A 21,823-nucleotide genomic window follows, 5' to 3' on the forward strand; every position below is an offset into this window, starting at 1 on the left:
TACTGGAGGATTTGACATGCGGGCATTGAAAATCGCAGCGACGGGCATGACGGCGCAACAAATGCGGGTTGAGACGATCTCGAACAACCTCGCGAATATGAACACCACGGGTTACAATGCGCGCCGCGCTGAATTTGCCGATCTGCACTATCAGCAGATGGCGCGGGCCGGTACCGTGAATGCCAACGACGGCACGGTTCTGCCGACCGGAATTCAGTTGGGTCTGGGCGTCCGTCCCGCTGCCGTCACCGTTCAGCTGGAGCAAGGTGCATTGTCCGCCACCGGCAGCGATCTGGACATTGCAATTGAAGGGCGCGGCTATCTGGAAGTAACCTTGCCCAGCGGTCAATCCGCCTTCACGCGAGACGGCAGTCTGAAACGGTCTGCCGAAGGGTTGATCGTGACCTCTGACGGCTTCGCTGTGGCCCCCGAGATCACAATTCCCGACGATGCGAGCTCGATCTCGATCAACGCATCAGGCGAGGTCTATGCCTATTTCGAGGACGCAGCCGAGGGTCAGCTTTTGGGTGAATTCACCCTCGCCAGCTTTTCGAATGCCAAAGGTCTTGAGGCGGTCGGCAGCAACCTTTTCAAAGAAACCGAAGCCTCTGGCGCGCCTATCGTGGGTACCCCGGGTGAGGGCGGATTGGGCACGGTTCGGCAGGGCTATCTCGAAGACAGTTCCGTCGATGCGGTGCGTGAGGTGACCGAGTTGATCGAGGCCCAGCGGGGCTATGAGATGAACGCCAAGGTCATCTCGGCCGTTGATCAGATGATGGGCGCAACGACGCAGGTGCGATGATGCGGATTCTGATTGCATTCCTGGCGCTACTTCCGGTGGCGGCTGTGGCTGAGACAGTAGTGCCCACCCGGACCATTCGCGCCAAGGAAATCATCTCGGCCGGGGATCTGGACGTCAAGCCGTTGGACGCAGCGGGCACCTTTCGCGACCCAACCGAATTGATCGGTCAGGAGGCCCGCGTGGCTTTGTACCCAGGGCGACCTATCCGCACTGCGGATGTCGGTCCACCCGCGATCGTTGATCGCAATGAGTTGGTGACTTTGGTCTTCCATCAGGTCGCACTTTCCATCACTGCCGAAGGTCGCGCATTGGGTCGCGGTGCTGTTGGCGACAGGATTCGCGTTATGAATCTGACGTCGCGAACAACCGTGACCGGAGTTGTCCGAGCCGATGGCCAAATCGAGGTCAGGTAATGTCACGTATTTCCGGAACCGTTTTTCTAGGTGTTCTCGCCATATCAGGTTGCGCCCGGCTGGACCATCTCGGCAGGCCTCCCAGTCTGACTCCTAACACCGAGTCACCGGAACATGTTGCCATGCTATGGCCCGGCCTGCCGCTACACTCGCAGTCGCGGCGGACTGTTGATCAGGCCTCACTCTGGAGCGGCGGGCAACACTCGCTGCTGGGCGATCAGCGCGCGATGAAGAAGGGCGATATTCTGACAGTCGTGATCGAACTGGATGAAAAGGCTGAATTCTCGAACGATACCAACCGTTCACGTTCGGGGTCCGAAAACCTTGAAATTCCAAGCCTATTGGGATTGCCCCAACGGGCCGCGGACAAATTGCCGGTTGGTGCAACATTGGATGACGCGGTTTCCGTCGATTCATCCTCGGTCAGCAAAGGAAAAGGCTCGGTCAAGCGTAAGGAAAAACTGACGTTGCGCGTCGCGGCGACTGTGGTGGACGTTCTGCCCAATGGTGTTTTGTCCATATCGGGTTCGCAGGAATTGCGGGTGAATTTCGAACTGAGAGAGTTGTTGGTCGCCGGATATGTCCGCCCCGAAGATATCTCGCGCCAGAATGAAATCACCTACGACAAGATTGCATCGGCCCGCGTGTCGTATGGCGGACGGGGTCAAATCAGCGATGTCCAGCAACCGCGGTACGGACAGCAGATTCTTGACACTCTATTGCCGTTCTGAGGTGCAGAAATGATTGCGAAACTTCTACCCGTTCTTCTTCTGGCAGTGGGTGTCGCTGCGGGCGCTGGCTCCGGTTGGGTCTTGTCCTCTGGCGCGGCAAAGGACGCGCCAAAAGTCGAGAACGAGGCGAAACCCAAACCAAAAATGGATAAGGCCAGCGCGAAAAAGACCAAAGACGGCACGACGTCGAACACGCATGAATATTTCAAGCTCTCAAAGCAGTTTGTTGTACCCGTCGTTGACCAGGATGAGGTTTCAGCGTTGGTGACAATGTCGCTGAGCCTTGAAACCAAACCCGGGATTGCCGAGGAAATCTATGAGATCGAGCCGAAACTCAGGGACGGTTTTCTGCAGGTCATGTTCGATCACGCCAACACGGGCGGTTTCGACGGGGTGTTCACCACGTCCGACAATCTTGAATCGCTGCGACAGGCCTTGCTGGAGCAGGCTAAAAAAGAAATGGGTTCGGATGTGTCGCGGGTGCTGATCATGAATGTCAGTCGACAGGACACCTGATCATGGCGTCAAAACCCGGCACCCCACAATCGGCGGTGCCTATGGGCCGCGCCTTTTTGTAATTTGTTGTTTGACCAGAGTTTCCACCGCGTGTTTGCGTCCGAACGCGGTGCGTAGGTTGTCCATCGCGGCCAGTTTCTGCGCCCGCGCCCGTGCTAGTTCGATATTCAGATTTCGGCGGGTGGCGGATTCCCAACCGTGCCAGAGCATATCGCCCCCGGTGACGGTGTATCCATCTGTTTTTGCGCTTTCTGATTTCACTTCGGCGACCTGCTGATCCAGCCGAGCCAGTTGCGCGAGCAAACGGGCCTCTTTCTGCAGGACAGGTCTTAGCTCTCGGTATTCGCGCTGAAATACTGCATCGGTCACAGTGGCCAAATCGGACAGGCGGATCTTGGTCATCGGATTTGCCCCTTGGCTCGCTTTCGCATGGCTTCGGCGAACCGGATGGCGGCGGCGACGGGGCGGTAATATTCCTCGGAGATTTCCTGGCCGATCTCAACCGTCGCGTGCAAGGCCCGAGCTGTGGGTGGGTCGGAATGGATCGGAACGCCCGCGTCACCGGCCTTGGACCGGATCGCTGCCGCCACCTCGTCCACGCCTTTGGCCACGCAGATCGGAGCCGAGCCCGATGCGCGAGACCACTTTAGGGCAACGGCGAAATGGGTGGGGTTGACGATGACAACATCCGCCTTTGGCACATCCGTCATCATCTGGTTGCTGGCGATATCCTGCGCGCGTTGTCTGCGTTGTTGTTTGACATGAGGATCGCCTTCTGCGTCCTTGGTTTCGTCCTGGATTTCCTTTCGCGACATTCTGTTCTTGCGCTGATGCTCAGCGTGTTGCCACAGGTAATCCACCACTCCGATGGCGAGGGCGATCAGGATTACGATCAACAGAAACCGAAACAGCAACGCCATCATCAGCGGGATCGAGGATCTGGCCGGCGCGGTGCTGGCCGTCAGGATGTCCGACAGGTTTGACCGAAGAAACAGCGCCAGGCAGGTGCAATAGACCAGCAATTTGACCAAGCTTTTGAAGAATTCGAACAAACCGCCGCGACCGAATTTGTTCTTTGCATTTGAGACGACTGAAATGCGAGAGGCTTTGGGTTTTAGCTTGTCCGGCGCAAACACCAGCGCCCGCTGCGCGATCAGGCTGAGCAAGACCGCCGCTGCAGGCAGGACAAACAGGGCTGAGATCGGAAGCAGAGCGGACGACAAAAGCCCTGCCGTCGTGCTGGACGCGGGTCCGTTGACCAATAACGCGCCGATGTGATCGGACTGGTCAATCAAAACAACAAAAACCGCGCCAAGCTTTTCCGCCGTGTAGCGACCGGCCAGAAACAATGCGATCAGTAGCCCTGAATATGCGGCCACAACCGACAAATCGTTGGACTTCGCAATCTCACCCTTTTTGCGTGCCTTTTCCAGTTTCTGAGGCGTTGCTTCAAAGGACTTTTCGCTGTCATCATCCGAGGCGCTCAATGTGGAACCTCCAACGGATTATGAAGAAAGCTGAGCAGGGCGTCAGACCAGACCGACAGGATCAGCGGAGTTCCGGCGAACAGCAAAAAGAGCCCAGCGAAGGTGATCGCCGGGGCACCGACAAAGGCAACCATAAGCTGCGGCATGGCGCGGTTGATCACACCAAGGGCGAGGTTATAGATCAAAGAGGCGATGACAAACGGTGTTGCCAGCGCGAAGGCCAGGCCAAAACTCCGACCAATCTGGCCAACCCCCCATTGGGTCATATCGGACGCCGTCGGCGTCATTCCCATGGGCAGCATGATGTAGCTTTGGATCAGAAACTGGGCCGCGCGGACATGCAGCCCCATCAACATCGCCAAAGCCAGACCGGCCAACGTCAGAAGATAGCCCATCGCCGGGACAGGCTCGGTCGCGGCTCCGCCCAGGATCTGCGAAAGGGACGTCGCCTGCGCGGCGATCGAACCCGCGGTCTGCAAGGCCAGTACAAACAGCCGCAGACCGATCCCAAGGGCCAGACCGATTAGAATTTCGACCACGATCAGCCCGGCCAATGACGGCATGTTAGTGGCTATGGCGTCCGCTGGAACAGCTGGCGCCACGATCAGGGTAAATGCGATCGCCACCCCGAGTTTCACACGCGTCGGTATGCTGCGTTCCCCGAAAGCGGGCATCAGGGATACCAGTGCCGAGATGCGTAGAAACACCGCAAAAAGGTGCCAGACCCCCTCACCCAGTTGGGGCAGAAACTCTGGCGGTAGGGCGATCACGCGGGCACCGTTCCAACCAGCGCCGGGCGCGCCTCCAGCCCGATTTCCTCAAAGGACAGAACCGGGTTCGAAACCCCGCGTGCGTGCATGATGGTGCGCAGCAGCTTGCGCCGTCGGCTCGAGGTCACAACCGCAGGGAACAAACCGTGATCCGCCGACTGCGCCACAGTGCTGGTTACACCATCCGCCAGCTTGTTGAACAGATTTGGGGGCAGCGCCACATCCAGCCCGGCATTGGGCGCGTCGATCTGGTAGGTTGCGAAGGTGTCTTCCCATTCCGGGGCAAGCTGAATGAGTGGGATCGAGCCATCTTCGCGCTTCATATCTGCCACAAGCTGAAAACCCAGCCTTTGGCGCACCAGTTCGCAGATGCCTTCGGGCTGCGTGGTGGTCAGACGCGCCTCGGCCACGGCTTCGAGGATCAGCGCCATATTGCGGATCGAGACCTTTTCGTCCAGCAACAGGCGCAGCACGGCGTGTAACGTATCGATCGGCACTTTGTCGGGGATGAGTTCATCCAGCAGTTTTCGGTTTGCCTCGGCCCGGGCGCTATCGCTGAGGCGTGTCATCTCGGATAGCAGACGCCGCAGGGACTTCAGGGTCAGTAGGCGCGAGAAATTCTGTTTGATGATCTCCAGCAGATGCGTGGCCAGAATTTCGGGCGGCGTGACGATAGTGGCCCCGTTCAGTGCGGCGGCCTCCTGGTCTTTTGGCAATATCCAACGCGCCGGGGCTCCGTACACGGGCTCGGTGACGTCGTTGCCATCTGGCAGCATGTCCTGGCCATCCTGGACCAACGCCAGCACGAGGTCGGAATTCAGCACCCCCCGGGCCTGCTCCACCCCGTGTACTTTGATCACATAGGTTCCGGTCGGAAGATCCGCGCGGTCGGTCAGTCGGATCTCGGGCAGGATCAGGCCAAAGCTCGACGCCACATAGGTGCGCATATTGGCAATTCGCGCATCCAGCCCAGTGCCTGGATTCAAAACCATGCTGACTAGGTCAGGTGCAAATTCCAGATGCACGTCGTCCAAATCGAGGATATCGCCGATGGCCTGGGACACAGGAGTGTCTGTGTCCGCCTTCGGGACTTCGGCCGCGGCTTGTTGCGATTTCTGCTTTTGCAGCCCTTTGAAAGCGGCGAAGCCCAGCACACCAGCCCCTAGGATAAACGGCACAAAGGGCAGCCCGGGAACCAGCGCGAACAGAGCCATCAGCACCGAAACCGCAGCCAAGGCCGTCGGATGCCGCCCAAGCTGGGCAAAAATCGCGCTGTCCGTGGCCCCTTGCGTGCCGCCACGTGCCAACAATAGGGCCGACGCAATCGAGATGATGACAGCTGGGATCTGTGACACGAGACCATCGCCAACAGTCAGAATCGCATAGGTTTCGAACGCCGAGCCCAGTGGCATTCCGTGCACGATCACTCCCATAACCAACCCCATCACAAGGTTCAGTAAAGTGATCAGCAACCCGGCGACTGCATCGCCTTTAACGAATTTGGATGCGCCGTCCAATGAGCCGAAAAATGTCGTTTCTTGCTGTTCCCGCTCGCGCCGCTCTTTGGCTTGCTGGTGATCGATGGCCCCGGCTGACATATCGCTGTCGATGGCCAACTGCTTGCCGGGCATACCATCCAGTGCAAATCGCGCGCCGACCTCGGCCATGCGGGCGGCCCCCTTGGTGATGACCATGAAGTTCACGATCAACAGCACGCCAAAGACCACGAGGCCCAGAAAGATGCTGCCGCCCATGACGAATTGGGCAAACCCTTCGATCACGTTGCCTGCGGCATTGGTGCCAGTATGCCCTTGACCGATGATCAGCTTGGTCGACGAAATGTTCAGCGAAAGGCGCAACATCAAAGAGGCCAGAAGGATCGTTGGAAAGGACGAAAAATCCAGCGGACGTTCAATGAAAAGCGTTAGCGTAAAGATCAGGATGGCCAACGCAAAGGACGCGGCCAGACCGACATCCAGCACCCAGGCCGGCATTGGCAGGATCATCATCACGATGATCGCCATCAGGGCCATCGCCAGCAAAACTGTGGGCGAAAACAGGGCGCGTATGTCGATTCTTGGCACTGCGGGCTCCTAATTGAAGGGGATGAAGGCGGTGGTGGCGCCCGTGTTCGGAACCAGCGAACCCCGAACGACGGATGGCGAGGCCCTGTCCCAAGACGGGACCAGAGGTGCGGCGACAAAGAACAGAGTGTTTGTTGTCTTATTCGGGCTTTTGGGCACCGGGTCTTCCAACCCGGCCAGGATGGTTTGAAACCGGCCCCGATACGCCTGCGCCAGCGACTGTGTGCGAGAGTGATACGCGCCAGCGGCGGCGGGCCAGGAGCCTAGTTCGGAATAGAGCTGGTTCAAGAACCGCGCTGCATAGGTTGCGTTTTCATCGGGATCAAACATCGCGTCGATGGAGCGAAAGGCCTTGCCATGCCAACGGTAGTTGATCTGAAAGCAGCCGACATCAAAGCTGCGTGCACCGTCTTTGAAGACGTTGAAAACATAGGATTTGGCTTCGGCCTCAGAAGCGAACCAATACCCTTTTCCTTCCAGATTTACCGTCCAAGGCCAGGGTTCAAAAACCCCACCGCGCGTGCGCCCGGTTTCAACGCGGGTGATCGCCCTGAGAACGTTGAGCGGCACACCCTCAGCCAGAGCCGCCCGCTCTGCGGCGCGGTCGCACAGCGTGGCAACATCTGACATCGCCGAGGCAACCGGCGCATTCAAAAACTGCACCAGTAAAAATATTGCAGGAAGGAAGGGTTTTGGCATTCTGCCGGTCCGGGATTCTTTCGCTTCCCGCAACGCTAGCCGGATTTCGGTTTACAGAGCGTTAGCGTGGCTCAGGTCCGGTCGATCTTTCGGCCAAAGACGACGCTGGTGTTGGTGCGCAAAACACCGGGGACTTTGGCCAGTTCGTCGACCAGAATGTCCAGATCCTCGATCCTTGGCGCCTCGGCGGTCAGCAGCAGATCGAACTCGCCGTTGATCGACAGGCACAGTTTGACCTCGGGATAGGCGTCCAGCCGCTTTATGATACGCGTGGTTTCTTTCTGCTGAACTTCTAACAAAACGATGATCTGGACCTTTGGCGTATCCTCGGTTTCGCCCAAAACCACTGAATAGCCCTGGATGATGCCCCGTTCTTCAAGCCGGTGAATGCGTTCGTGGACGGTTGTTCGCGCCACCCCGAGCGTTGCGGCGATGCGCGTGGTCGAATCCCGTGCGTTGTGCTGCAGGGCTGCGATGATGCGGCGGTCGAGCTGGTCCATTCACGCTCCGGTTTTGACTGGTCACACCTTGGTTTAGGGCAGAGCGGCAGGTGGGCTCAAGACTGTCTTGGGAATTGCGGGTGCAGGTCGTCGATCACAATCGGATGGGCATGCGGGGCCGGTCCTGCAAGATGGGGATGATCCAGGGGAAGGTCGGGGTGGTCATGGACAATCGCATCCTTCGTTCCGCGCGGCCAGGCAATCAACGCGCAGGCAAACCCCAGCGTCGCCGCAGTCGACAGCCCAGCCATCGCGACCGTTGATCCGAATTGAGTCATCAGCCACCCGGCCAGTGGATATAGCACCAGCCAGCAGCCGTGGGACAAAGTGAATTGCGCCGCGAAGACGGCTGGGCGATCCTCGGGATGTGCCGAGCGGGTCAGCAGACGGCCCGAGGGCGTCAGTGTCGCCGCGTATCCAAACCCGACCATTGCCCAAACGACGGTCAGCAGGTTAAGGGAAAGGGGGAGTATTGCTGAGGCGACGGCGAATGCCGCCATGGAACCGGTTGCCAAAACGGCTCCGCCCAGCATGACCCGCCGATCAGGGATGTGGTCCAATAGGTGCGGCAGGGCAAAGGCCGCCAGCATCGATCCAGCTCCGAACCCTGCCAAAGCAATGGCAACATCGCTTTCTGATAGACCCAACTGCGCGCGGACGATGACAACCGTATTGACGATGACCATCGCGCTCAGCGCTGCTGCGGTCCAACTTAGGGCCAGCAGGCCGCGCAGGCGCGGGGTCTTGAGATAGATGCGAATCCCGCGAGTCGTCCGGTCGTAAACACCGCGTCGTTTGGTCGGTCGGGGTGAGGGCAATGCAACCGATACCACCAGTATCGCGGACGCCACAAAGCCAAACCCGGTGCCCCAAAACAGGCTGTTAAAGCTGACTACCAGCAAAAGCGCTGCCGCGAGCATCGGGCTGAGCAGGCTTTCCAGATCATAAGCCAGACGGGACAGGGACAGCGCCTTTGTATAATCCTGTTCATCCGTCAAAACATCCGGGATTGTGGCCTGAAACGCGGGTGTGAACCCGGCAGAGGCGGATTGCAGCACAAAGATCAGTACGTAAACCTGCCAGATCTCGGTGACGAAAGGCAGGCAAATGGCGACCAGCGCACGCACCAGATCCAATGCAACCAGCATTCTGCGCCTGTCCAAAAGTTCTGCAAAGGCAGCAGCCAGAGGCGCGATTGTGACATAGGCCACCATCTTGATGGTTAGCGCGGTTCCCAGAACCATGCCCGCTGCGCCTCCGGCCAGATCATAGGCCAACAGGCCAAGCGCCACCGTTGCCAGCCCGGTTCCGGTCAGAGCAACGATTTGCGCGGCCAGCAGGTGTCGGTACGTGCGGTTTCTTAGAACACTGAACATGGCTCAAAGATACTTGGTTATCGCCTTGAAGTCCTCAATCTCTGTGCCCGTCGCCGTCAGACAGTGATCCACATGATCGTGGATCAATGCGCGCTTGGCATTTGTGATCGCTTTTTCAACGGCAAAAAGTTGCTGTGCGATGTCGGCGCAGGAGGCTTCGTCCTGCAGCATGGCGATGACTTTGCCAAGGTGACCATGCGCACGCTTCAGGCGCGCCGTGATCTGCGGGTGAGATTGATGAGCGTATTGAGTCATGGAATATCCTTATCCTCCCCATGGGGATATGGTCAAGCGACCCGGCGGGTTGTTTCTGCCGCAGGTTTGCTGGCGTTGAGTTTGCTGGCGAAACCTCCTATTTCGGGGTCGAAGACGCACAAAGGAACACCGCGTGGCAAACCATCTTTATAAAAACGACCTGCCGGACGGGCTGGATCTGGGTCCCGTTGTGGCCATTGATTGCGAAACGATGGGGCTGAACCCGCACCGTGATCGCCTGTGCGTGATCCAGATGTCCGGTGGAGATGGCAACAGCCACATTGTTCAAGTCGAACAGGGCCAGACCGAGGCCCCCAACTTGTGCGCGATGCTCGAAAACCCGGATGTTCTGAAGCTGTTTCACTTCGGGCGTTTCGACATCGCCGCGATGTATCATACGTTCGGCGCATTGGCCGCACCGGTATATTGCACCAAGATTGCCAGCCGGTTGGTCCGCACTTACACGGATCGGCACGGATTGAAGAACCTGTGTCAGGAACTGATCGGTGTCGATATCTCGAAACAGCAGCAGATGAGCGACTGGGGCGCGGAAACGCTTTCGGACGCGCAGCTGGAGTATGCGGCGTCGGATGTTCTGTATCTGCACCGTTTGCGCGATGCACTGGATGGCCGCCTTGCCCGCGAGGGGCGCACCGAGATGGCGCAGGCGTGTTTTGAGTTTCTGCCAATGCGTGCGAAACTGGACTTGGCCGGTTGGCCCGAAACGGATATTTTTGCGCACTCATGACCGATATCGACGCTTTTTTGAAAACCGCAAGACAAGTCGTCACTGACGAAGCCCGAGCTCTGGATGTTTTGGCCGCCGGCCTGGACGCGCAGTTTGCCGAAGCCGTGCAGCTTGTCCTGCAGGTCAAAGGCCGGTTGATTGTCAGCGGCATCGGAAAATCCGGCCACATCGGCCACAAGATTGCCGCCACGCTGGCCAGCACTGGAACACCGGCCTATTTCGTGCACCCGGCTGAGGCCAGCCATGGCGATCTGGGCATGGTGTCGAAAGGCGACGTTGTTCTGGCCATCTCGAATTCGGGTGAGGCACCTGAACTGGCCAATCTGTTGGCCTTTACGCGCCGGTTTGGCATCCCGTTGATCGGCCTGTCCAGCAAGCCCGAGAGCACGCTGATGAAACAGGCCGACGTGCATCTGTTGATCCCGTCGCTGGGTGAGGCCTGTGGCTTTGGCATGGTGCCCTCAATCTCGACCACGTTGACGCTGGCGATGGGGGATGCGCTGGCCATTGCGCTGATGAAACATCGGGACTTCAAGCCCGAGGATTTTCGTGCCTTTCATCCCGGCGGCAAGCTGGGCGCGCGGCTCAGCACGGTTCGCGATCTGATGCATACGGGCGCTGCGCTGCCTTTGGTCAGCGCGGACACGCCCATGGGCGACACGCTGATCGAAATAAGCCAGAAAGGGTTCGGTGTTGCAGGCGTCACCGATGAAAGCGGGCACTTGGCCGGGATCATCACCGATGGCGACTTGCGTCGGCATCTGGACGGATTGTTGGAGAACACAGCAGAGCAGGTGATGACCGAAAACCCAACAACGATCGGTCCCGACGCTATGGCAGAAGAGGCCGTGGGTATCATGAATGATCGCAAGATCACCTCACTTTTCGTAGTTGATCCGGACACACAAGGACAGGCGCAAGGTCTGCTGCATATCCACGACTGCCTGCGCGTTGGTCTGGGCTGAAGGTGGACAGGGTGGATCGCTATTCGCGCATGGTGCAGTTCCTCAAGGTACTGCTGCCGCTGGCCGCGATATTGCTTTTGTCCACAGTGTTTCTGTTGTCACGAAGCGTTGATAACAACGTTTCGGTGCCGTTTTCCAGCAAGGACATTGACGAGCGTTTGTCGGATCAGGTTGTCACGCAGCCGAACTATCGGGGTGTAACCGCAGATGGCGAAGAAATTCAGGTCGAGGCGCTGAATGCACGCCAGGGCAGTGAAGGTGACAACCCAACTGCGGCAGACCTGCAGGGCCGCTTTGGCTTGCGCAATGGCGGCGAGATCACACTGGTTTCCAACAGCGGTACAATCCGGCCCGACAAAGGAACGGCAACCTTCGTCGGCGACGTGGTCATCACGACGACAGACGGTATTCAGATCACGACCGAGTTGCTGAATACGTCGCTGGACGAAATTCGCGGCGATACACCCGGACAGATAGACGGAATCGGGCCGATCGGAGATTTCACTGCCGGGCGCATGACGTTCGGAACAGAAAAAAAGGACGGACCGGTCCATATTCTTTTTACAGATGGTGTGAAGCTGATATACGAGCCTCAAAAAGCTGAAAGATAACCTGTGTTCTATTTTCGTATCGTCTTTGTTTGGTTCGCTTTTGTCTTCGCCACGCTGCCGGCGTCCGCGCAAGAGGCGCAGGTTGCATTCGGGTCGGTCAAGGCAGACCCCACTCTGCCTGTCGAGGTGACGTCCGAGACGCTCAACGTGAACCAGGAAGACGGATCGGCCGAGTTTATTGGCAACGTGATCGTCATTCAGGGCGAAATGCGCCTGACGGCAGAACGAGTGCTTGTCATCTATAATCAGGACCGCTCGGCCATCGAGCGGATGGAAGCCAGGGAAAACGTCGTTCTGGTCAGCCCACCTGATGCTGCCGAGGGAGATTTTGCGGAATACACCATCGACTCGGGCGTGATCGAGATGAGGGGCAATGTTCTGCTGACCCAGGGGCCCAGCGTTATCAGCGGCGACCAGATGACCGCGAACCTGACAACCGGTACAGCGACCATGTCGGGCCGCGTCAAAACCATCCTGCAACAGGGTCAGAACTGATGGCCCGCCCCAATTTGTCCGTTGCCCCGGGTTCTTCGGGCCTGAAGATTGAAAAGCTGCGGAAATCCTATCGCAAGAAAACGGTGATCCGCGACGTATCGATGACATTGGACCGGTCCGAGGTGGTTGCGCTTTTGGGGCCGAACGGATCGGGCAAGACAACGACCTTCTATTCCGTGGCCGGGCTGGTTTTCCCCGAGGCAGGGACCGTGACGATAGACGGTCAGAATGTGACAACCCTGCCCATGTACCGCCGCGCCCGTCTTGGCATTGGGTATCTGCCGCAGGAAATGTCGATCTTCCGCGGCATGAGCGTTGAAGACAACATTGCCGCCGTTCTGGATATCACCGTCGACCATGCGCACCGTCGCAAAGAGCGGCTGGAAGAGCTGTTGTCCGATTTCTCGATCGAACATTTGCGGCGGGCCCCCGCGTTGGCCTTGTCAGGCGGTGAACGTCGCCGTGTTGAGATCGCGCGCTGTCTGGCCGCCGACCCTAAATACTTGTTGCTGGACGAGCCGTTTGCCGGCGTTGACCCGATCAGCGTTGGCGATATCCGTCATCTGGTCGCGGATCTCAAGAAACGTGGCATTGGGGTTCTCATTACCGATCACAACGTGCGCGAAACTCTGGAAATTGTTGACCGGGCGTACATCCTGCACGACGGTCAGGTGTTGATGTCGGGAACTCCGGACGAAGTTGTCGAAAACGAAAACGTTCGCCGGGTTTACCTGGGCGAAAACTTCCGGATTTCATGAGCTTGCGCGGAATTGCGCTGGGCGCATGGCGGAAATCGCGTATATACACGTCTGTTTTGATTGACTCTTCCTCTGTCTCTTGCCTCAATTGGGTCATGGCAATTTTTCGGTTCCAGTCAGGATCTCGATGCCCCTTCGTCGAAGGGCCGGAACTGGGGCAACCGCAAAAAGTGCCTCGACCCCCCACCCGATAAAAAACAAGCGCGCCAAAGCACTTGGCGTCAAAATGGGTGTGAATTGTGAAGGAGATCACATGCGTTACCAAATCAGCGGAAAACAGATCGACATCGGTGCGGCCTTGCAGACCCATGTGCAGACCGAACTGGGCGAAGTAGTTGGCAAGTATGCCCAGCGCCCAACAGATGCCAGCGTTATCTTTTCCCGTTCGGCGCATGAATATGTTTGCGAAACCACCGTGCATCTTTCCACAGGCCTGACAGCTCAGGCCAAGGCGCACGCAACCGAAATCTACGCGGCATTCGAAGGGTGCTGCGACAAAATGGAAACCCAGTTGCGCCGCTACAAGCGCCGGTTGAAGGACCACCACAAGGACCGGTCCGAGCCGGTTGAACTCTTCGGGGCATCGGCATATATCCTCGCTTCGGACGAATCGGAGACAGCTGACGAACCCGAATCTCTGCAGCCTATGATTGTGGCCGAGATGGAGACCAAGATCCCGTCGCTGAGTGTCGGCGAAGCTGTCATGCAAATGGAACTGGCAGGCGCCCCGGTGCTGGTGTTCCGGAATGAGAACAAGGACGGGTTGAACGTCGTGTATCGCCGCGAAGACGGCAATATCGGCTGGATCGATCCTTAACAGGCAAGAAGAGTTGGCTTGCCCCCGGTGGATACGGGGGCATCGCCCAGGAGCGAAACGATGGAGCTTTCGAGCATTTTGAAGCCCGAGGCGGTGCGTGTGTTGTCCGCGGCTTCCAGTAAGAAACGTTTGTTTCAGGAAATCGGCGAAGTTGCCGCGGGAACCCTTGGGCTGAATGCGCAGACGGTCGTAGACAGTCTGCTTGAACGTGAAAGCCTTGGTCCCACGGGCGTTGGCCATGGTGTAGCGTTGCCGCATGCACGTTTGTCTGATCTGGACAGCGTCGCAGGGGTATTTGTCATGTTGGAAAAACCGATCGATTTTGGCTCGGTCGATCGCCAGCCCGTCGATCTGGCGTTTTCACTGTTTGCCCCGGAAGAGGCCGGCGTGGATCATCTGAAAGCCTTGGCTCTGGTGTCGCGGACACTGCGGGATTCGAGCGTGTGTGCCAAGCTGCGTGCCAATCCGGACCCGGTCAAGCTGTATGCGATCCTGACCGAAGCGCAGTCAATGCAAGCCGCATAAAAAAAGCCCCCGATCTCTGGGGGCTTTTGCTTTGGGATGCGCGTTGTTTCAGCCGCCAGAGCCCATTTCCAGCGTCCACCAAATCTTGCCGCCGTTTTCCTGATGCCAGGCAAACCCCATCTGCGTGGCTTTGGGGTCCATGATAACAGCGCGTGGACCAGGTTCCTGCATCCAGGCGGCCAGGGTTTCGGTCTCGGTCTCGTAGGTTTCGGAAATGGCTTCGCCCAAAAACGTACCAAAATACCCGACGCGCGTGGCGCGATCCAACGGCGATGATCCGTCCGAACCGAAATGCCAGGGTCGATTCTGCCGCGCCATGTCTTTGGAATGGGTGGCGGCCGCCGCATTCAACTGCGCGTTCAACTGCACCGGTTGCAGGCCTGAAGCCTGACGCAGCGCATTGACCGAATCCAGCATCCGGAACTGCAGTTTTTCAGGGTTACCGCGGATTTTGTAAACGGTTGGCAAAGGCCGTCCGTCCGCCCCCAGGGCGGTGGTTCCCGAATCAGTACACGCGGCCAGCGCGGTCAGACAAATCAGCAAAAGAGAAAAAATACGGGTCATGATGGGCCTAAATCTTGTGTCGACATCGCAAATACCCTGCCTGACCGCTTGGGGCAAACGCACAATGGCGCGTGCTTGCATGATTCTGCCGGTTTGATTTGCGACTGAAGCATTCTGGCCATAGAATACGGCTAATTTCTGCTCTGTTTCTTATCAAAGGGCCACGTAACCATGGTCAAACCCCGCATTATCACTTCGACGCGCCGCGGATTTCTGATCGGCGCCGCAACCAGCCTCGCCACGCCCGCGATCGCGCAATATATTCCGGGCGACCCACTGCGTCCCGCGCCCGAGGCCGAGGCTCCGGTGCGGCGCAATGTGTCAGGATTTCAGGCCCAAAGCTGGACACCCTACTTTTCGGATACGAAAAACGGCGCAATTCTGGTCGATACCGTATCGCGGGCGCTGCATTATTGGTCAGAAGACCAATCCGTCTACAAGCTTTACCCATCTTCGGTGCCCCTGACCGAAGAATTGACACGCCGAGGGCGTACAAGCGTTATCCGCAAGGTTGAAGGGCCCAGCTGGTCGCCCACGCCGTCGATGAAAAAGAGAAACCCGGAGTGGCCCGATCATATTCCGCCGGGTCCCGATAACCCTTTGGGCACGCACGCTTTATATCTGAGTTGGAAATATTATCGCATTCATGGCACCCACGACACGCGCAAAATCGGGCGGCGATCGTCAAACGGCTGCATTGGGCTTTTTAATGAAGATATCGAGGAACTTTTCGCAATGGCACAGGTTGGTACGCAGGTGTTGCTTATTTGACGACATTTTCGCGCACGAACCCGCTTGCGGCGCAAGTTACAATTGCATTCCATCGGGATAGCTGATTAGAAAAACCCACGAGGTAAGTCTTAGATGTACGGTTTCGGCAATTGGAATCGTGCAAATTCTGGAGGTTAATTATGAAGAAACTCGTTCTCGCTGCTGCACTGACTGCTGCTGCTTCGACCGCATATGCTGGCAACCTGGAAGAGCCGGTTGTTGAAGCACCTGTTGTTGTCGAAGAAACCCAAGGTTCGTCGCAGGGCATCATCCTGCCGCTGATCCTGCTGGTTGTTGTAGCCGCAGCTGTCGCAGCTGGCTAAGTCGACGAGACTCAATCGAATCAAAAAGGCGGTGGAGCGATCCACCGCCTTTTTTTGTTCTTCGGGGCGGGTTAGTCCAACCAGCCCTTAAGGTTATCTTCGACAACTTTTCCAAGCGCGGCAATGTGAGCGTCGTCATCGTTGAGGCAGGGGACATAGGTGAAATGCTCACCACCGGCCTCTTCAAAGCTCTCCTTGATCTCTTCGTTGATCTCTTCCAGCGTCTCGATGCAATCGGCTGAAAAGGCCGGGGCAATAACGGCTATGTTCTTCTTGCCTTGTCGCGCCAGTTCAGCGACGTGATCGACCGTATAGGGTTTTAGCCATTCCTCGGGTCCGAACCGAGACTGGAAGGTTGAAACCAACTGATCATCGCTCCAACCCAGCCGTTCTTTCAGCAATCGGCTCGTTTTCGCGCATTGGCAGTGATAGGGATCGCCCTGCTGCAAATACCGCTCGGGCATGCCGTGATAAGAACAGACCAGAATGTCGGGTTTGGTTTCCATCGCGGCATAGGCCGCTTCGACCGACCCGGCCAGCGCGTCGATATAGGCGGGCTCGTCGAAATAGGCTGGTACTGTGCGGCTGGCGGGTTGCCAGGCTTCGTCCATCAAGGCGCGAAAAAACTGATCATTGGCCGTAGCGGTCGTGGCCCCTGCATATTGAGGATACAGTGGAAAAAACAGGATGCGATCGCAGCCTGCGGCCACCATTTCGCGCACTTTGGATTTGGTCGAGGGGTTCCCGTAACGCATGCAAAAATCGACCATCACCTGATCGCCATAGCGGTCCTGCATCGCACCGCGCAGCTTGGCGGTCTGATCCTTGGTGATCGTCATCAGCGGGCTTTCGCCCTTGTCGTGGTTCCAGATCGATTTGTAGGCCTCGCCCGAGCTGAAGGGGCGTTTGCTCAGGATGATCCCTTGCAGGATCGGCTGCCATTTCCATTTCGGATAATCGATCACACGTTGATCCGACAGAAACTCGTTCAGATACCGGCGCATGGGCCAGTAGGAATAGTCGTCTGGCGTGCCCAGATTGGCCAACAGAATGCCGACGCGCCCCATCTTGACCTTGGGGTGGTCTGCGGCGGCATGAGCAGGGCGGATGGCGTCAAACATGTGTTAATTCCTGAACCAGTCTTGTTTCGGGCTGAGATAACGGGAAATCGCGCGCCGTCAATCGGACAGTTTGCCCTCTTTCGTGCCCAGCGCATCCGCAAGGCGCGCTTGTGCTGATCCCGGACGCAGGGGTTTTGGCTGGCTGTCGTCCGGCGACCAACCCGTCAGACAGATCAACTCAAACGTCGCGCGCAGGCGTCCCTGGGACGTTGCGAAATGTTCGGCGTAAATCTCTTGCGCCCGGCTAAACACCCGCCGCCGGGTGGGGCGTTTGACGCGTGCGCTCAGGCTGTTGGTCTCTCCCATCGCGCGCAGGTCGTGCATCAGGTGGGGCAGATCGCGGTATTCTGCCGGCAGTCGCGCGGTGTCGGCCACCGGCAGCGCAAACCCGGCGCGTTGCAGCAAACCGCCCAGATCACGCAGTTCGCCCATCGGGGCGATACGTGGGCTGAGGCCGCCGGTGATCTCGACCTCGGCCTGCCCCAAGGCGGCGCGCAGTTCGTTCAGCGTTTCACCGCCCAGACAGGCCACCAACAGCAGCCCGTCGGGCCGCAACGCGCGGTGGCATTGGATCAATTGGCCCACGGGGTCGTTTGCCCAGTGTAGCGCCATCGCATGAATCACCAGATCATGCGCGCCGGGCTTCAGATTCAGTACATCCTCATCGGGAATGATATGCGCGCCGGGTAACACATCGCGCCAGATGGGCGCGAACGGCGTCACCACCGCAGGCGCCGTAAAGGTTTTGTTAACCATGGCGAGCCGATCCTGCACTTCGTCCACGGCGGCGCGGTGCAGAAACAGTGCCTCGTCACACGCGCGGGCACGGTGCAGGGCAAGGGCCGGACGGTCGAACAATGAGGGTGCAGTGGAGTCAGGCAGTTTCATAGGGCGCAAGTATCGCATCCGGCAGCGAATTCAAACCGCCGTTGAACTGGTCTACCCGCCACGCTGCATGGGATGCGGAGCGCTGACGGAATCCGATTTTGGTCTCTGCGCCACGTGCTGGCGCGGCACGCCGTTCATCGGAGGGGTCGTCTGTGAAAGCTGCGGGATGCCTCTGCCCGGTGAGGCAGACGGCAACCGAATCGAATGCGACGATTGCATGAAAACGCCACGTCCCTGGCGGGATGGGCGATCGGCCTTGCTGTACGATGGCAAGGCGCGCACGTTGATCCTGGCGCTCAAGCACGGTGATCGGCCCGAGCTGGCGCGCCCCGCCGCGCGATGGATGGCCATGGCCGGGCGCGAGATGTTCCGGGATGACATGCTGGTGGCGCCGGTGCCGCTGCACTGGTCGCGCCTTTTGAAACGACGCTACAATCAGTCAGCCCTGCTGGCGCAGAACCTGGGACGGCAAACCGGGCTAAAGGTCTGCCCGGATTTGTTGACCCGTCGGGTCAAAACCCCGGTACTGGACGGCAAGACTGCAGCAGAACGCATCAAAACGCTGGAAAACGCGATCGCAGTTCATCCAAAGCGGCGGCCTAAAATGCAGGGGCGTGACGTGCTTTTGGTGGATGATGTGATGACTTCGGGCGCGACGCTTGCGGCCTGTGCACGGGTCTGCCTTGCATCAGGGGCAAATCATATTTTCGTGTTGACCCTAGCGCGCGTTGCCAAGGATGCCTAATTCGCCCAAGATTACGCGAAACCCGAAGGGACGGACAATGAAACCGGTTGAGATTTACACATCGCCTCTGTGCGGCTTCTGCCATGCGGCCAAACGCCTGCTGAAACAGAAGGGCGTCGAGTTCAAAGAGGTCGACGTACTGATGCATCCCAAACGCAAACCCGAGATGATCAAACGTGCGGGCGGCAAGCGCACTGTACCGCAGATCTTCATCGGTACGCAGCATGTGGGCGGCTGCGACGATCTGTATGAGCTGGACCGTCAGGGCAAGCTGGACCGCCTGCTGGCGGCATGAAGACTGCGCTGCTGCAGATCACGTCGTCGGATGATCCGTCTGACAATCTGAACATGGTGCGCGCCCTGATGGCCGAAGCGGCCGCGCAGGGCGCGCAGTTCATTCTGACACCCGAGGTGACGAATTGCGTTTCCACCTCGACCACGCGCCAACGCGAGGTTCTGCAGCACGAAGAAGACGACCAGACGCTGGCAGGCCTGCGGGATGAGGCCGCCGCGCTGGGCGTGTGGCTGCTGATCGGGTCTCTGGCCGTCAAGACGCACGACGCGGATGGGCGCTTTGCCAATCGCTGCTTTATGATCGACCCGCAGGGTCAGATCGTGGCGCGGTACGACAAGATTCATATGTTTGACGTGCAAGTGTCGGACTCTGAGACCTTCCGCGAATCGAAAAACTACCGCCCCGGCGACCGGGCCGTGATTGCCGAGACCGAATTCGGCAAGGTCGGCCTGACCATCTGCTATGATATCCGCTTTCCGCATCTGTTTGCCACTTTGGCGCAGGGCGGCGCGCGAATTCTGACCGTTCCGGCGGCGTTCTCTCCGGTCACGGGCAAGGCGCATTGGGAATCGCTGTTGCGGGCACGAGCGATTGAAAATGGTGCCTGGGTGCTTGCCCCGGCCCAGACGGGCGAACACCCGAAGACCCGTGGCAAAACGCGCCATACCCACGGCCACAGCATGGTTGTGGCCCCGTGGGGAGAGGTCGTCATCGACGCAGGCACCGATCCGGGCATTCACATTTTCGATTTGGATGATAGTTCTGTGTCCGAGGCGCGCCGCCGCGTGCCCTCTTTGACTCACCTGCGGGCTTTTGACGGCCCCTGACCAGAGCCGGACCCATGACGGACGAGACCAATGCCCTTGCGGTCACGCTGTTCAGCGAGATCCTGACCGCCGACCAACTATTGCGCAACCGGCTAAGCCGGGTGCTGCCCAAGGGCATGGAAATCTCACATTTTTCGGTGCTGAACCATCTGGTGTTCGTGGGGGATGAGCGCACACCAGCGCAACTGGCCAGCACCTTTCACGTCACGCGCGGGGCGATGACCAACACCTTGGCCAAGCTGGAATGGGCCGGATACATCCACATCCGCCCCGACTGGGACGACGCCCGCCGCAAGATGGTCGCAATCAGCCCCGCCGGCCGCCGCGCCCGCGATCAGGCGATTTCCTCGATTGCCCCCCTGATCAACCGCGTGGTCGGAGAGCTGGGGCTGGAGCGGGTCCGCAGCACGCTGCCCGTGCTGCGGGATTTGCGGTTGCAGTTGGAAGGGGAGTAGGGGCGCGACTATTTGGTAGCCGAGACGACCGACTCCCAAAGATCCACAGCACCTTTATCGTCAACTTTGCTCATTCTTTCTACGAGCCTTCGCCCCCAATTCTGTGGGACTGCGCGCGAATACTGAAGTGCGCGTTCGAAAGCTGCTCGCGCCTGGTCATTGCGACCCAATTGCGAAAGTGCGATACCTCGCTCAAGGTTCATCAATGATCCTCGGGCTCGCCCCGCAGGCGTTAGACGAAGCCCTATGCTGCTTATTAGAGCGGCGTTACAAAAGCCCAGCTTAGCCTTTCCTTCTAAACGATGTGACTGACACGCTAGACCAAGTGCTGCAACAAACATCCCAAACAGCCATAATACTACGAAGGCAAAAGCAAGAATCGAGCCAAGACTCTCGCGTGGCTTTGGCGTGTTTTCTGGCGGGTCAAACTTCATCTAAATAACTTTGAAGAGATTGTTTTGATATAATGCGAGATGGGTGTTTGGCCCATCCCTCTTATTAGTTGGCGACGGAAGGAAGGCGTAAACACCCATCCTACCCCGGCTTCACACTCGCCGTCACATAGTTTACGCTCAAATCCCTGTCCGAGATCGACCAGCTCCACAGAATCGGGTTGAAGACGAACCCTTTGCGGTCCACCGGCTCCAGCCCGGCCTGGCGCAGCAGGTCGAACAGCTCGTCCGGGGTGATGAACTTGTTCCATTCATGCGTGCCGCGCGGTAGCCAGCGCATGACGACCTCGGCCCCGAAAATGGCCATGGCATAGGATTTCGGGTTGCGATTGATGGTGGAACACACCTGTAACCCGCCGGGTTTCAGCAATTGTTGCGTTGCGGTGAGATAGCCGAGGGGGTCGGCCACATGCTCGACCACTTCCATGTTCAGCACCACGTCGAATTTTTCGCCTGCGGCGGCCATATCTTCGGCCGTGGTGTGGCGATAGTCGATCTGCAAACCCGATTGTTCCGCATGGATGCGCGCGACGGGCAGGTTGCCCTCGGCGGCGTCCGCGCCCACGACCGTCGCGCCCAGACGCGCCATCGGTTCGCTCAGCAGCCCACCGCCGCAGCCGATGTCCAGCAGGCGCAGGCCCTCAAACGGGTTCGGCGCGGTCAGATCCCGGTCAAACTCACCCGCGATCTGCTGCGTGATATAGTCCAGACGACAGGGGTTCAGCATGTGCAGCGGCTTGAATTTCCCGTGAGGATCCCACCATTCTGCGGCCATCGCCTCAAATTTTGCGATCTCGGACGGGTCCACCGTGTTCGGATGCGCTTGCATT

Annotated in this window: 29 protein-coding genes; 17 read left to right on the top strand and 12 right to left on the bottom strand. The window is 58.4% G+C overall.

Annotated features, from left to right (window positions below):
* Positions 1-16 precede the first annotated feature (16 nt).
* From flgG to ACR0CR_RS09040, 4 genes are read left to right on the top strand one after another with little or no spacing between them, the layout of a single operon-like run.
* Entirely contained in the window at positions 17-802 is a 786-nt protein-coding gene (gene flgG / locus ACR0CR_RS09025) for a flagellar basal-body rod protein FlgG (RefSeq protein ID WP_480598298.1), read from the top strand.
* Complete coding sequence (gene flgA / locus ACR0CR_RS09030) at positions 802-1,215, top strand: flagellar basal body P-ring formation chaperone FlgA (protein WP_480598299.1); 414 nt, start codon at positions 802-804, stop codon at positions 1,213-1,215. Before flgG ends, flgA begins: the two co-directional genes overlap by 1 nt.
* The gene (gene flgH, locus ACR0CR_RS09035; protein ID WP_480598300.1) at positions 1,215-1,946 is read left to right on the top strand and encodes a flagellar basal body L-ring protein FlgH; all 732 of its coding nucleotides are present in this window, start codon (positions 1,215-1,217) and stop codon (positions 1,944-1,946) included. Before flgA ends, flgH begins: the two co-directional genes overlap by 1 nt.
* A gap of 9 nt (positions 1,947-1,955) precedes the next feature.
* Positions 1,956-2,462, top strand: a complete 507-nt coding sequence (locus ACR0CR_RS09040) for a flagellar basal body-associated FliL family protein (protein WP_480598301.1) — start codon at positions 1,956-1,958, stop codon at positions 2,460-2,462.
* Between the two features lie 39 nt (positions 2,463-2,501).
* Here ACR0CR_RS09040 and ACR0CR_RS09045 read toward each other — a convergent pair whose 3' ends face one another.
* The 8 genes from ACR0CR_RS09045 to ACR0CR_RS09080 form a co-directional block, all read right to left on the bottom strand.
* Positions 2,502-2,864, bottom strand: a complete 363-nt coding sequence (locus tag ACR0CR_RS09045) for a hypothetical protein (RefSeq protein ID WP_480598302.1) — start codon at positions 2,862-2,864, stop codon at positions 2,502-2,504.
* Positions 2,861-3,949, bottom strand: a complete 1,089-nt coding sequence (gene flhB, locus ACR0CR_RS09050) for a flagellar type III secretion system protein FlhB (protein WP_480598303.1) — start codon at positions 3,947-3,949, stop codon at positions 2,861-2,863. Before flhB ends, ACR0CR_RS09045 begins: the two co-directional genes overlap by 4 nt.
* Positions 3,946-4,719, bottom strand: a complete 774-nt coding sequence (locus ACR0CR_RS09055; protein ID WP_480598304.1) for a flagellar biosynthetic protein FliR — start codon at positions 4,717-4,719, stop codon at positions 3,946-3,948. Before ACR0CR_RS09055 ends, flhB begins: the two co-directional genes overlap by 4 nt.
* Complete coding sequence (gene flhA, locus ACR0CR_RS09060) at positions 4,716-6,743, bottom strand: flagellar biosynthesis protein FlhA (protein ID WP_480598674.1); 2,028 nt, start codon at positions 6,741-6,743, stop codon at positions 4,716-4,718. Before flhA ends, ACR0CR_RS09055 begins: the two co-directional genes overlap by 4 nt.
* A gap of 69 nt (positions 6,744-6,812) precedes the next feature.
* A complete protein-coding gene (locus ACR0CR_RS09065) occupies positions 6,813-7,502 on the bottom strand; it encodes a transglycosylase SLT domain-containing protein (RefSeq protein WP_480598305.1) in 690 nt (229 codons plus the stop codon).
* Between the two features lie 71 nt (positions 7,503-7,573).
* Entirely contained in the window at positions 7,574-8,002 is a 429-nt protein-coding gene (locus tag ACR0CR_RS09070) for an Lrp/AsnC family transcriptional regulator (protein WP_480598306.1), read from the bottom strand.
* A 56-nt stretch (positions 8,003-8,058) separates the two neighbouring features.
* Complete coding sequence (locus tag ACR0CR_RS09075; protein WP_480598307.1) at positions 8,059-9,378, bottom strand: MFS transporter; 1,320 nt, start codon at positions 9,376-9,378, stop codon at positions 8,059-8,061.
* 3 nt (positions 9,379-9,381) lie between these two features.
* Positions 9,382-9,633: a metal-sensing transcriptional repressor gene (locus ACR0CR_RS09080; RefSeq protein WP_480598308.1), complete on the bottom strand. Its 252-nt coding sequence runs from the start codon at positions 9,631-9,633 to the stop codon at positions 9,382-9,384.
* A gap of 133 nt (positions 9,634-9,766) precedes the next feature.
* Here ACR0CR_RS09080 and ACR0CR_RS09085 point away from each other — a divergent pair, with 133 nt between their 5' ends.
* From ACR0CR_RS09085 to ACR0CR_RS09115, 7 genes are all read left to right on the top strand, one after another.
* The gene (locus ACR0CR_RS09085) at positions 9,767-10,381 is read left to right on the top strand and encodes a ribonuclease D (protein WP_480598309.1); all 615 of its coding nucleotides are present in this window, start codon (positions 9,767-9,769) and stop codon (positions 10,379-10,381) included.
* Entirely contained in the window at positions 10,378-11,346 is a 969-nt protein-coding gene (locus ACR0CR_RS09090) for a KpsF/GutQ family sugar-phosphate isomerase (RefSeq protein WP_480598310.1), read from the top strand. Before ACR0CR_RS09085 ends, ACR0CR_RS09090 begins: the two co-directional genes overlap by 4 nt.
* An 11-nt stretch (positions 11,347-11,357) precedes the next feature.
* Complete coding sequence (locus tag ACR0CR_RS09095; protein ID WP_480598311.1) at positions 11,358-11,957, top strand: LPS export ABC transporter periplasmic protein LptC; 600 nt, start codon at positions 11,358-11,360, stop codon at positions 11,955-11,957.
* 3 nt (positions 11,958-11,960) lie between these two features.
* The gene (locus ACR0CR_RS09100; RefSeq protein ID WP_480598312.1) at positions 11,961-12,452 is read left to right on the top strand and encodes an LptA/OstA family protein; all 492 of its coding nucleotides are present in this window, start codon (positions 11,961-11,963) and stop codon (positions 12,450-12,452) included.
* Complete coding sequence (gene lptB, locus ACR0CR_RS09105; RefSeq protein WP_480598313.1) at positions 12,452-13,210, top strand: LPS export ABC transporter ATP-binding protein; 759 nt, start codon at positions 12,452-12,454, stop codon at positions 13,208-13,210. Before ACR0CR_RS09100 ends, lptB begins: the two co-directional genes overlap by 1 nt.
* 253 nt (positions 13,211-13,463) lie before the next feature.
* Positions 13,464-14,027 carry a ribosome hibernation-promoting factor, HPF/YfiA family gene (hpf, locus tag ACR0CR_RS09110; RefSeq protein ID WP_480598314.1) on the top strand — a complete coding sequence of 188 codons (564 nt, stop codon included), beginning with the start codon at positions 13,464-13,466 and terminating at the stop codon, positions 14,025-14,027.
* A gap of 60 nt (positions 14,028-14,087) precedes the next feature.
* Positions 14,088-14,552, top strand: coding sequence for a PTS sugar transporter subunit IIA (locus ACR0CR_RS09115; protein WP_480598315.1), 465 nt, complete (start codon positions 14,088-14,090; stop codon positions 14,550-14,552).
* 48 nt (positions 14,553-14,600) lie between these two features.
* Here ACR0CR_RS09115 and dalA read toward each other — a convergent pair whose 3' ends face one another.
* Complete coding sequence (gene dalA, locus ACR0CR_RS09120; RefSeq protein ID WP_480598316.1) at positions 14,601-15,116, bottom strand: divisome-associated lipoprotein DalA; 516 nt, start codon at positions 15,114-15,116, stop codon at positions 14,601-14,603.
* A 171-nt stretch (positions 15,117-15,287) separates the two neighbouring features.
* Here dalA and ACR0CR_RS09125 point away from each other — a divergent pair, with 171 nt between their 5' ends.
* Both ACR0CR_RS09125 and ACR0CR_RS09130 read left to right on the top strand, forming a co-directional pair.
* Positions 15,288-15,887 carry a L,D-transpeptidase gene (locus ACR0CR_RS09125; protein WP_480598317.1) on the top strand — a complete coding sequence of 200 codons (600 nt, stop codon included), beginning with the start codon at positions 15,288-15,290 and terminating at the stop codon, positions 15,885-15,887.
* A gap of 140 nt (positions 15,888-16,027) precedes the next feature.
* Positions 16,028-16,210 carry a hypothetical protein gene (locus ACR0CR_RS09130; protein ID WP_005979327.1) on the top strand — a complete coding sequence of 61 codons (183 nt, stop codon included), beginning with the start codon at positions 16,028-16,030 and terminating at the stop codon, positions 16,208-16,210.
* Positions 16,211-16,281: 71 nt separating this feature from the next.
* Here ACR0CR_RS09130 and hemH read toward each other — a convergent pair whose 3' ends face one another.
* Together hemH and ACR0CR_RS09140 are read right to left on the bottom strand one after the other, a co-directional pair.
* On the bottom strand, positions 16,282-17,331 hold the full coding sequence (gene hemH / locus ACR0CR_RS09135) for a ferrochelatase (protein WP_480598318.1): 1,050 nt from the start codon (positions 17,329-17,331) through the stop codon (positions 16,282-16,284).
* 57 nt (positions 17,332-17,388) lie between these two features.
* A complete protein-coding gene (locus ACR0CR_RS09140; RefSeq protein ID WP_480598319.1) occupies positions 17,389-18,219 on the bottom strand; it encodes a methyltransferase domain-containing protein in 831 nt (276 codons plus the stop codon).
* Between ACR0CR_RS09140 and ACR0CR_RS09145 the strand changes: the two genes are divergently transcribed.
* From ACR0CR_RS09145 to ACR0CR_RS09160, 4 genes are read left to right on the top strand one after another with little or no spacing between them, the layout of a single operon-like run.
* Positions 18,200-18,964: a double zinc ribbon domain-containing protein gene (locus ACR0CR_RS09145; protein ID WP_480598320.1), complete on the top strand. Its 765-nt coding sequence runs from the start codon at positions 18,200-18,202 to the stop codon at positions 18,962-18,964. The two genes, ACR0CR_RS09140 and ACR0CR_RS09145, sit on opposite strands and share 20 nt — an antisense overlap.
* A 37-nt stretch (positions 18,965-19,001) precedes the next feature.
* Positions 19,002-19,259, top strand: a complete 258-nt coding sequence (grxC, locus tag ACR0CR_RS09150) for a glutaredoxin 3 (protein ID WP_170353766.1) — start codon at positions 19,002-19,004, stop codon at positions 19,257-19,259.
* The gene (locus ACR0CR_RS09155; RefSeq protein ID WP_480598321.1) at positions 19,256-20,086 is read left to right on the top strand and encodes a carbon-nitrogen hydrolase family protein; all 831 of its coding nucleotides are present in this window, start codon (positions 19,256-19,258) and stop codon (positions 20,084-20,086) included. Before grxC ends, ACR0CR_RS09155 begins: the two co-directional genes overlap by 4 nt.
* A 14-nt stretch (positions 20,087-20,100) precedes the next feature.
* Positions 20,101-20,541 (top strand): MarR family winged helix-turn-helix transcriptional regulator, encoded by a 441-nt coding sequence (locus ACR0CR_RS09160; RefSeq protein ID WP_480598322.1) that lies wholly within the window; start codon positions 20,101-20,103, stop codon positions 20,539-20,541.
* Between the two features lie 534 nt (positions 20,542-21,075).
* Here the strand turns inward: ACR0CR_RS09160 and ubiG are convergent.
* A complete protein-coding gene (gene ubiG, locus ACR0CR_RS09165; protein WP_480598323.1) occupies positions 21,076-21,822 on the bottom strand; it encodes a bifunctional 2-polyprenyl-6-hydroxyphenol methylase/3-demethylubiquinol 3-O-methyltransferase UbiG in 747 nt (248 codons plus the stop codon).
* Position 21,823 lies beyond the last annotated feature (1 nt).

Source organism: Ruegeria sp. AM2, from assembly GCF_056540685.1.

Coding starts and splice junctions, on each gene's coding strand:
- dalA (WP_480598316.1), bottom strand. CDS start 15,116: ATGACCCGTATTTTTTCTCTTTTGCTGATTTGTCTGACCGCGCTGGCC.
- flhA (WP_480598674.1), bottom strand. CDS start 6,743: ATGGCGATCATCGTGATGATGATCCTGCCAATGCCGGCCTGGGTGCTG.
- ACR0CR_RS09130 (WP_005979327.1), top strand. CDS start 16,028: ATGAAGAAACTCGTTCTCGCTGCTGCACTGACTGCTGCTGCTTCGACC.
- lptB (WP_480598313.1), top strand. CDS start 12,452: ATGGCCCGCCCCAATTTGTCCGTTGCCCCGGGTTCTTCGGGCCTGAAG.
- ACR0CR_RS09115 (WP_480598315.1), top strand. CDS start 14,088: ATGGAGCTTTCGAGCATTTTGAAGCCCGAGGCGGTGCGTGTGTTGTCC.
- ACR0CR_RS09090 (WP_480598310.1), top strand. CDS start 10,378: ATGACCGATATCGACGCTTTTTTGAAAACCGCAAGACAAGTCGTCACT.
- flgA (WP_480598299.1), top strand. CDS start 802: ATGCGGATTCTGATTGCATTCCTGGCGCTACTTCCGGTGGCGGCTGTG.
- ACR0CR_RS09080 (WP_480598308.1), bottom strand. CDS start 9,633: ATGACTCAATACGCTCATCAATCTCACCCGCAGATCACGGCGCGCCTG.
- ACR0CR_RS09045 (WP_480598302.1), bottom strand. CDS start 2,864: ATGACCAAGATCCGCCTGTCCGATTTGGCCACTGTGACCGATGCAGTA.
- ACR0CR_RS09160 (WP_480598322.1), top strand. CDS start 20,101: ATGACGGACGAGACCAATGCCCTTGCGGTCACGCTGTTCAGCGAGATC.
- flgG (WP_480598298.1), top strand. CDS start 17: ATGCGGGCATTGAAAATCGCAGCGACGGGCATGACGGCGCAACAAATG.
- ubiG (WP_480598323.1), bottom strand. CDS start 21,822: ATGCAAGCGCATCCGAACACGGTGGACCCGTCCGAGATCGCAAAATTT.
- hemH (WP_480598318.1), bottom strand. CDS start 17,331: ATGTTTGACGCCATCCGCCCTGCTCATGCCGCCGCAGACCACCCCAAG.
- ACR0CR_RS09075 (WP_480598307.1), bottom strand. CDS start 9,378: ATGTTCAGTGTTCTAAGAAACCGCACGTACCGACACCTGCTGGCCGCG.
- ACR0CR_RS09125 (WP_480598317.1), top strand. CDS start 15,288: ATGGTCAAACCCCGCATTATCACTTCGACGCGCCGCGGATTTCTGATC.
- hpf (WP_480598314.1), top strand. CDS start 13,464: ATGCGTTACCAAATCAGCGGAAAACAGATCGACATCGGTGCGGCCTTG.
- ACR0CR_RS09140 (WP_480598319.1), bottom strand. CDS start 18,219: ATGAAACTGCCTGACTCCACTGCACCCTCATTGTTCGACCGTCCGGCC.
- ACR0CR_RS09065 (WP_480598305.1), bottom strand. CDS start 7,502: ATGCCAAAACCCTTCCTTCCTGCAATATTTTTACTGGTGCAGTTTTTG.
- ACR0CR_RS09155 (WP_480598321.1), top strand. CDS start 19,256: ATGAAGACTGCGCTGCTGCAGATCACGTCGTCGGATGATCCGTCTGAC.
- ACR0CR_RS09040 (WP_480598301.1), top strand. CDS start 1,956: ATGATTGCGAAACTTCTACCCGTTCTTCTTCTGGCAGTGGGTGTCGCT.
- flgH (WP_480598300.1), top strand. CDS start 1,215: ATGTCACGTATTTCCGGAACCGTTTTTCTAGGTGTTCTCGCCATATCA.
- ACR0CR_RS09070 (WP_480598306.1), bottom strand. CDS start 8,002: ATGGACCAGCTCGACCGCCGCATCATCGCAGCCCTGCAGCACAACGCA.
- grxC (WP_170353766.1), top strand. CDS start 19,002: ATGAAACCGGTTGAGATTTACACATCGCCTCTGTGCGGCTTCTGCCAT.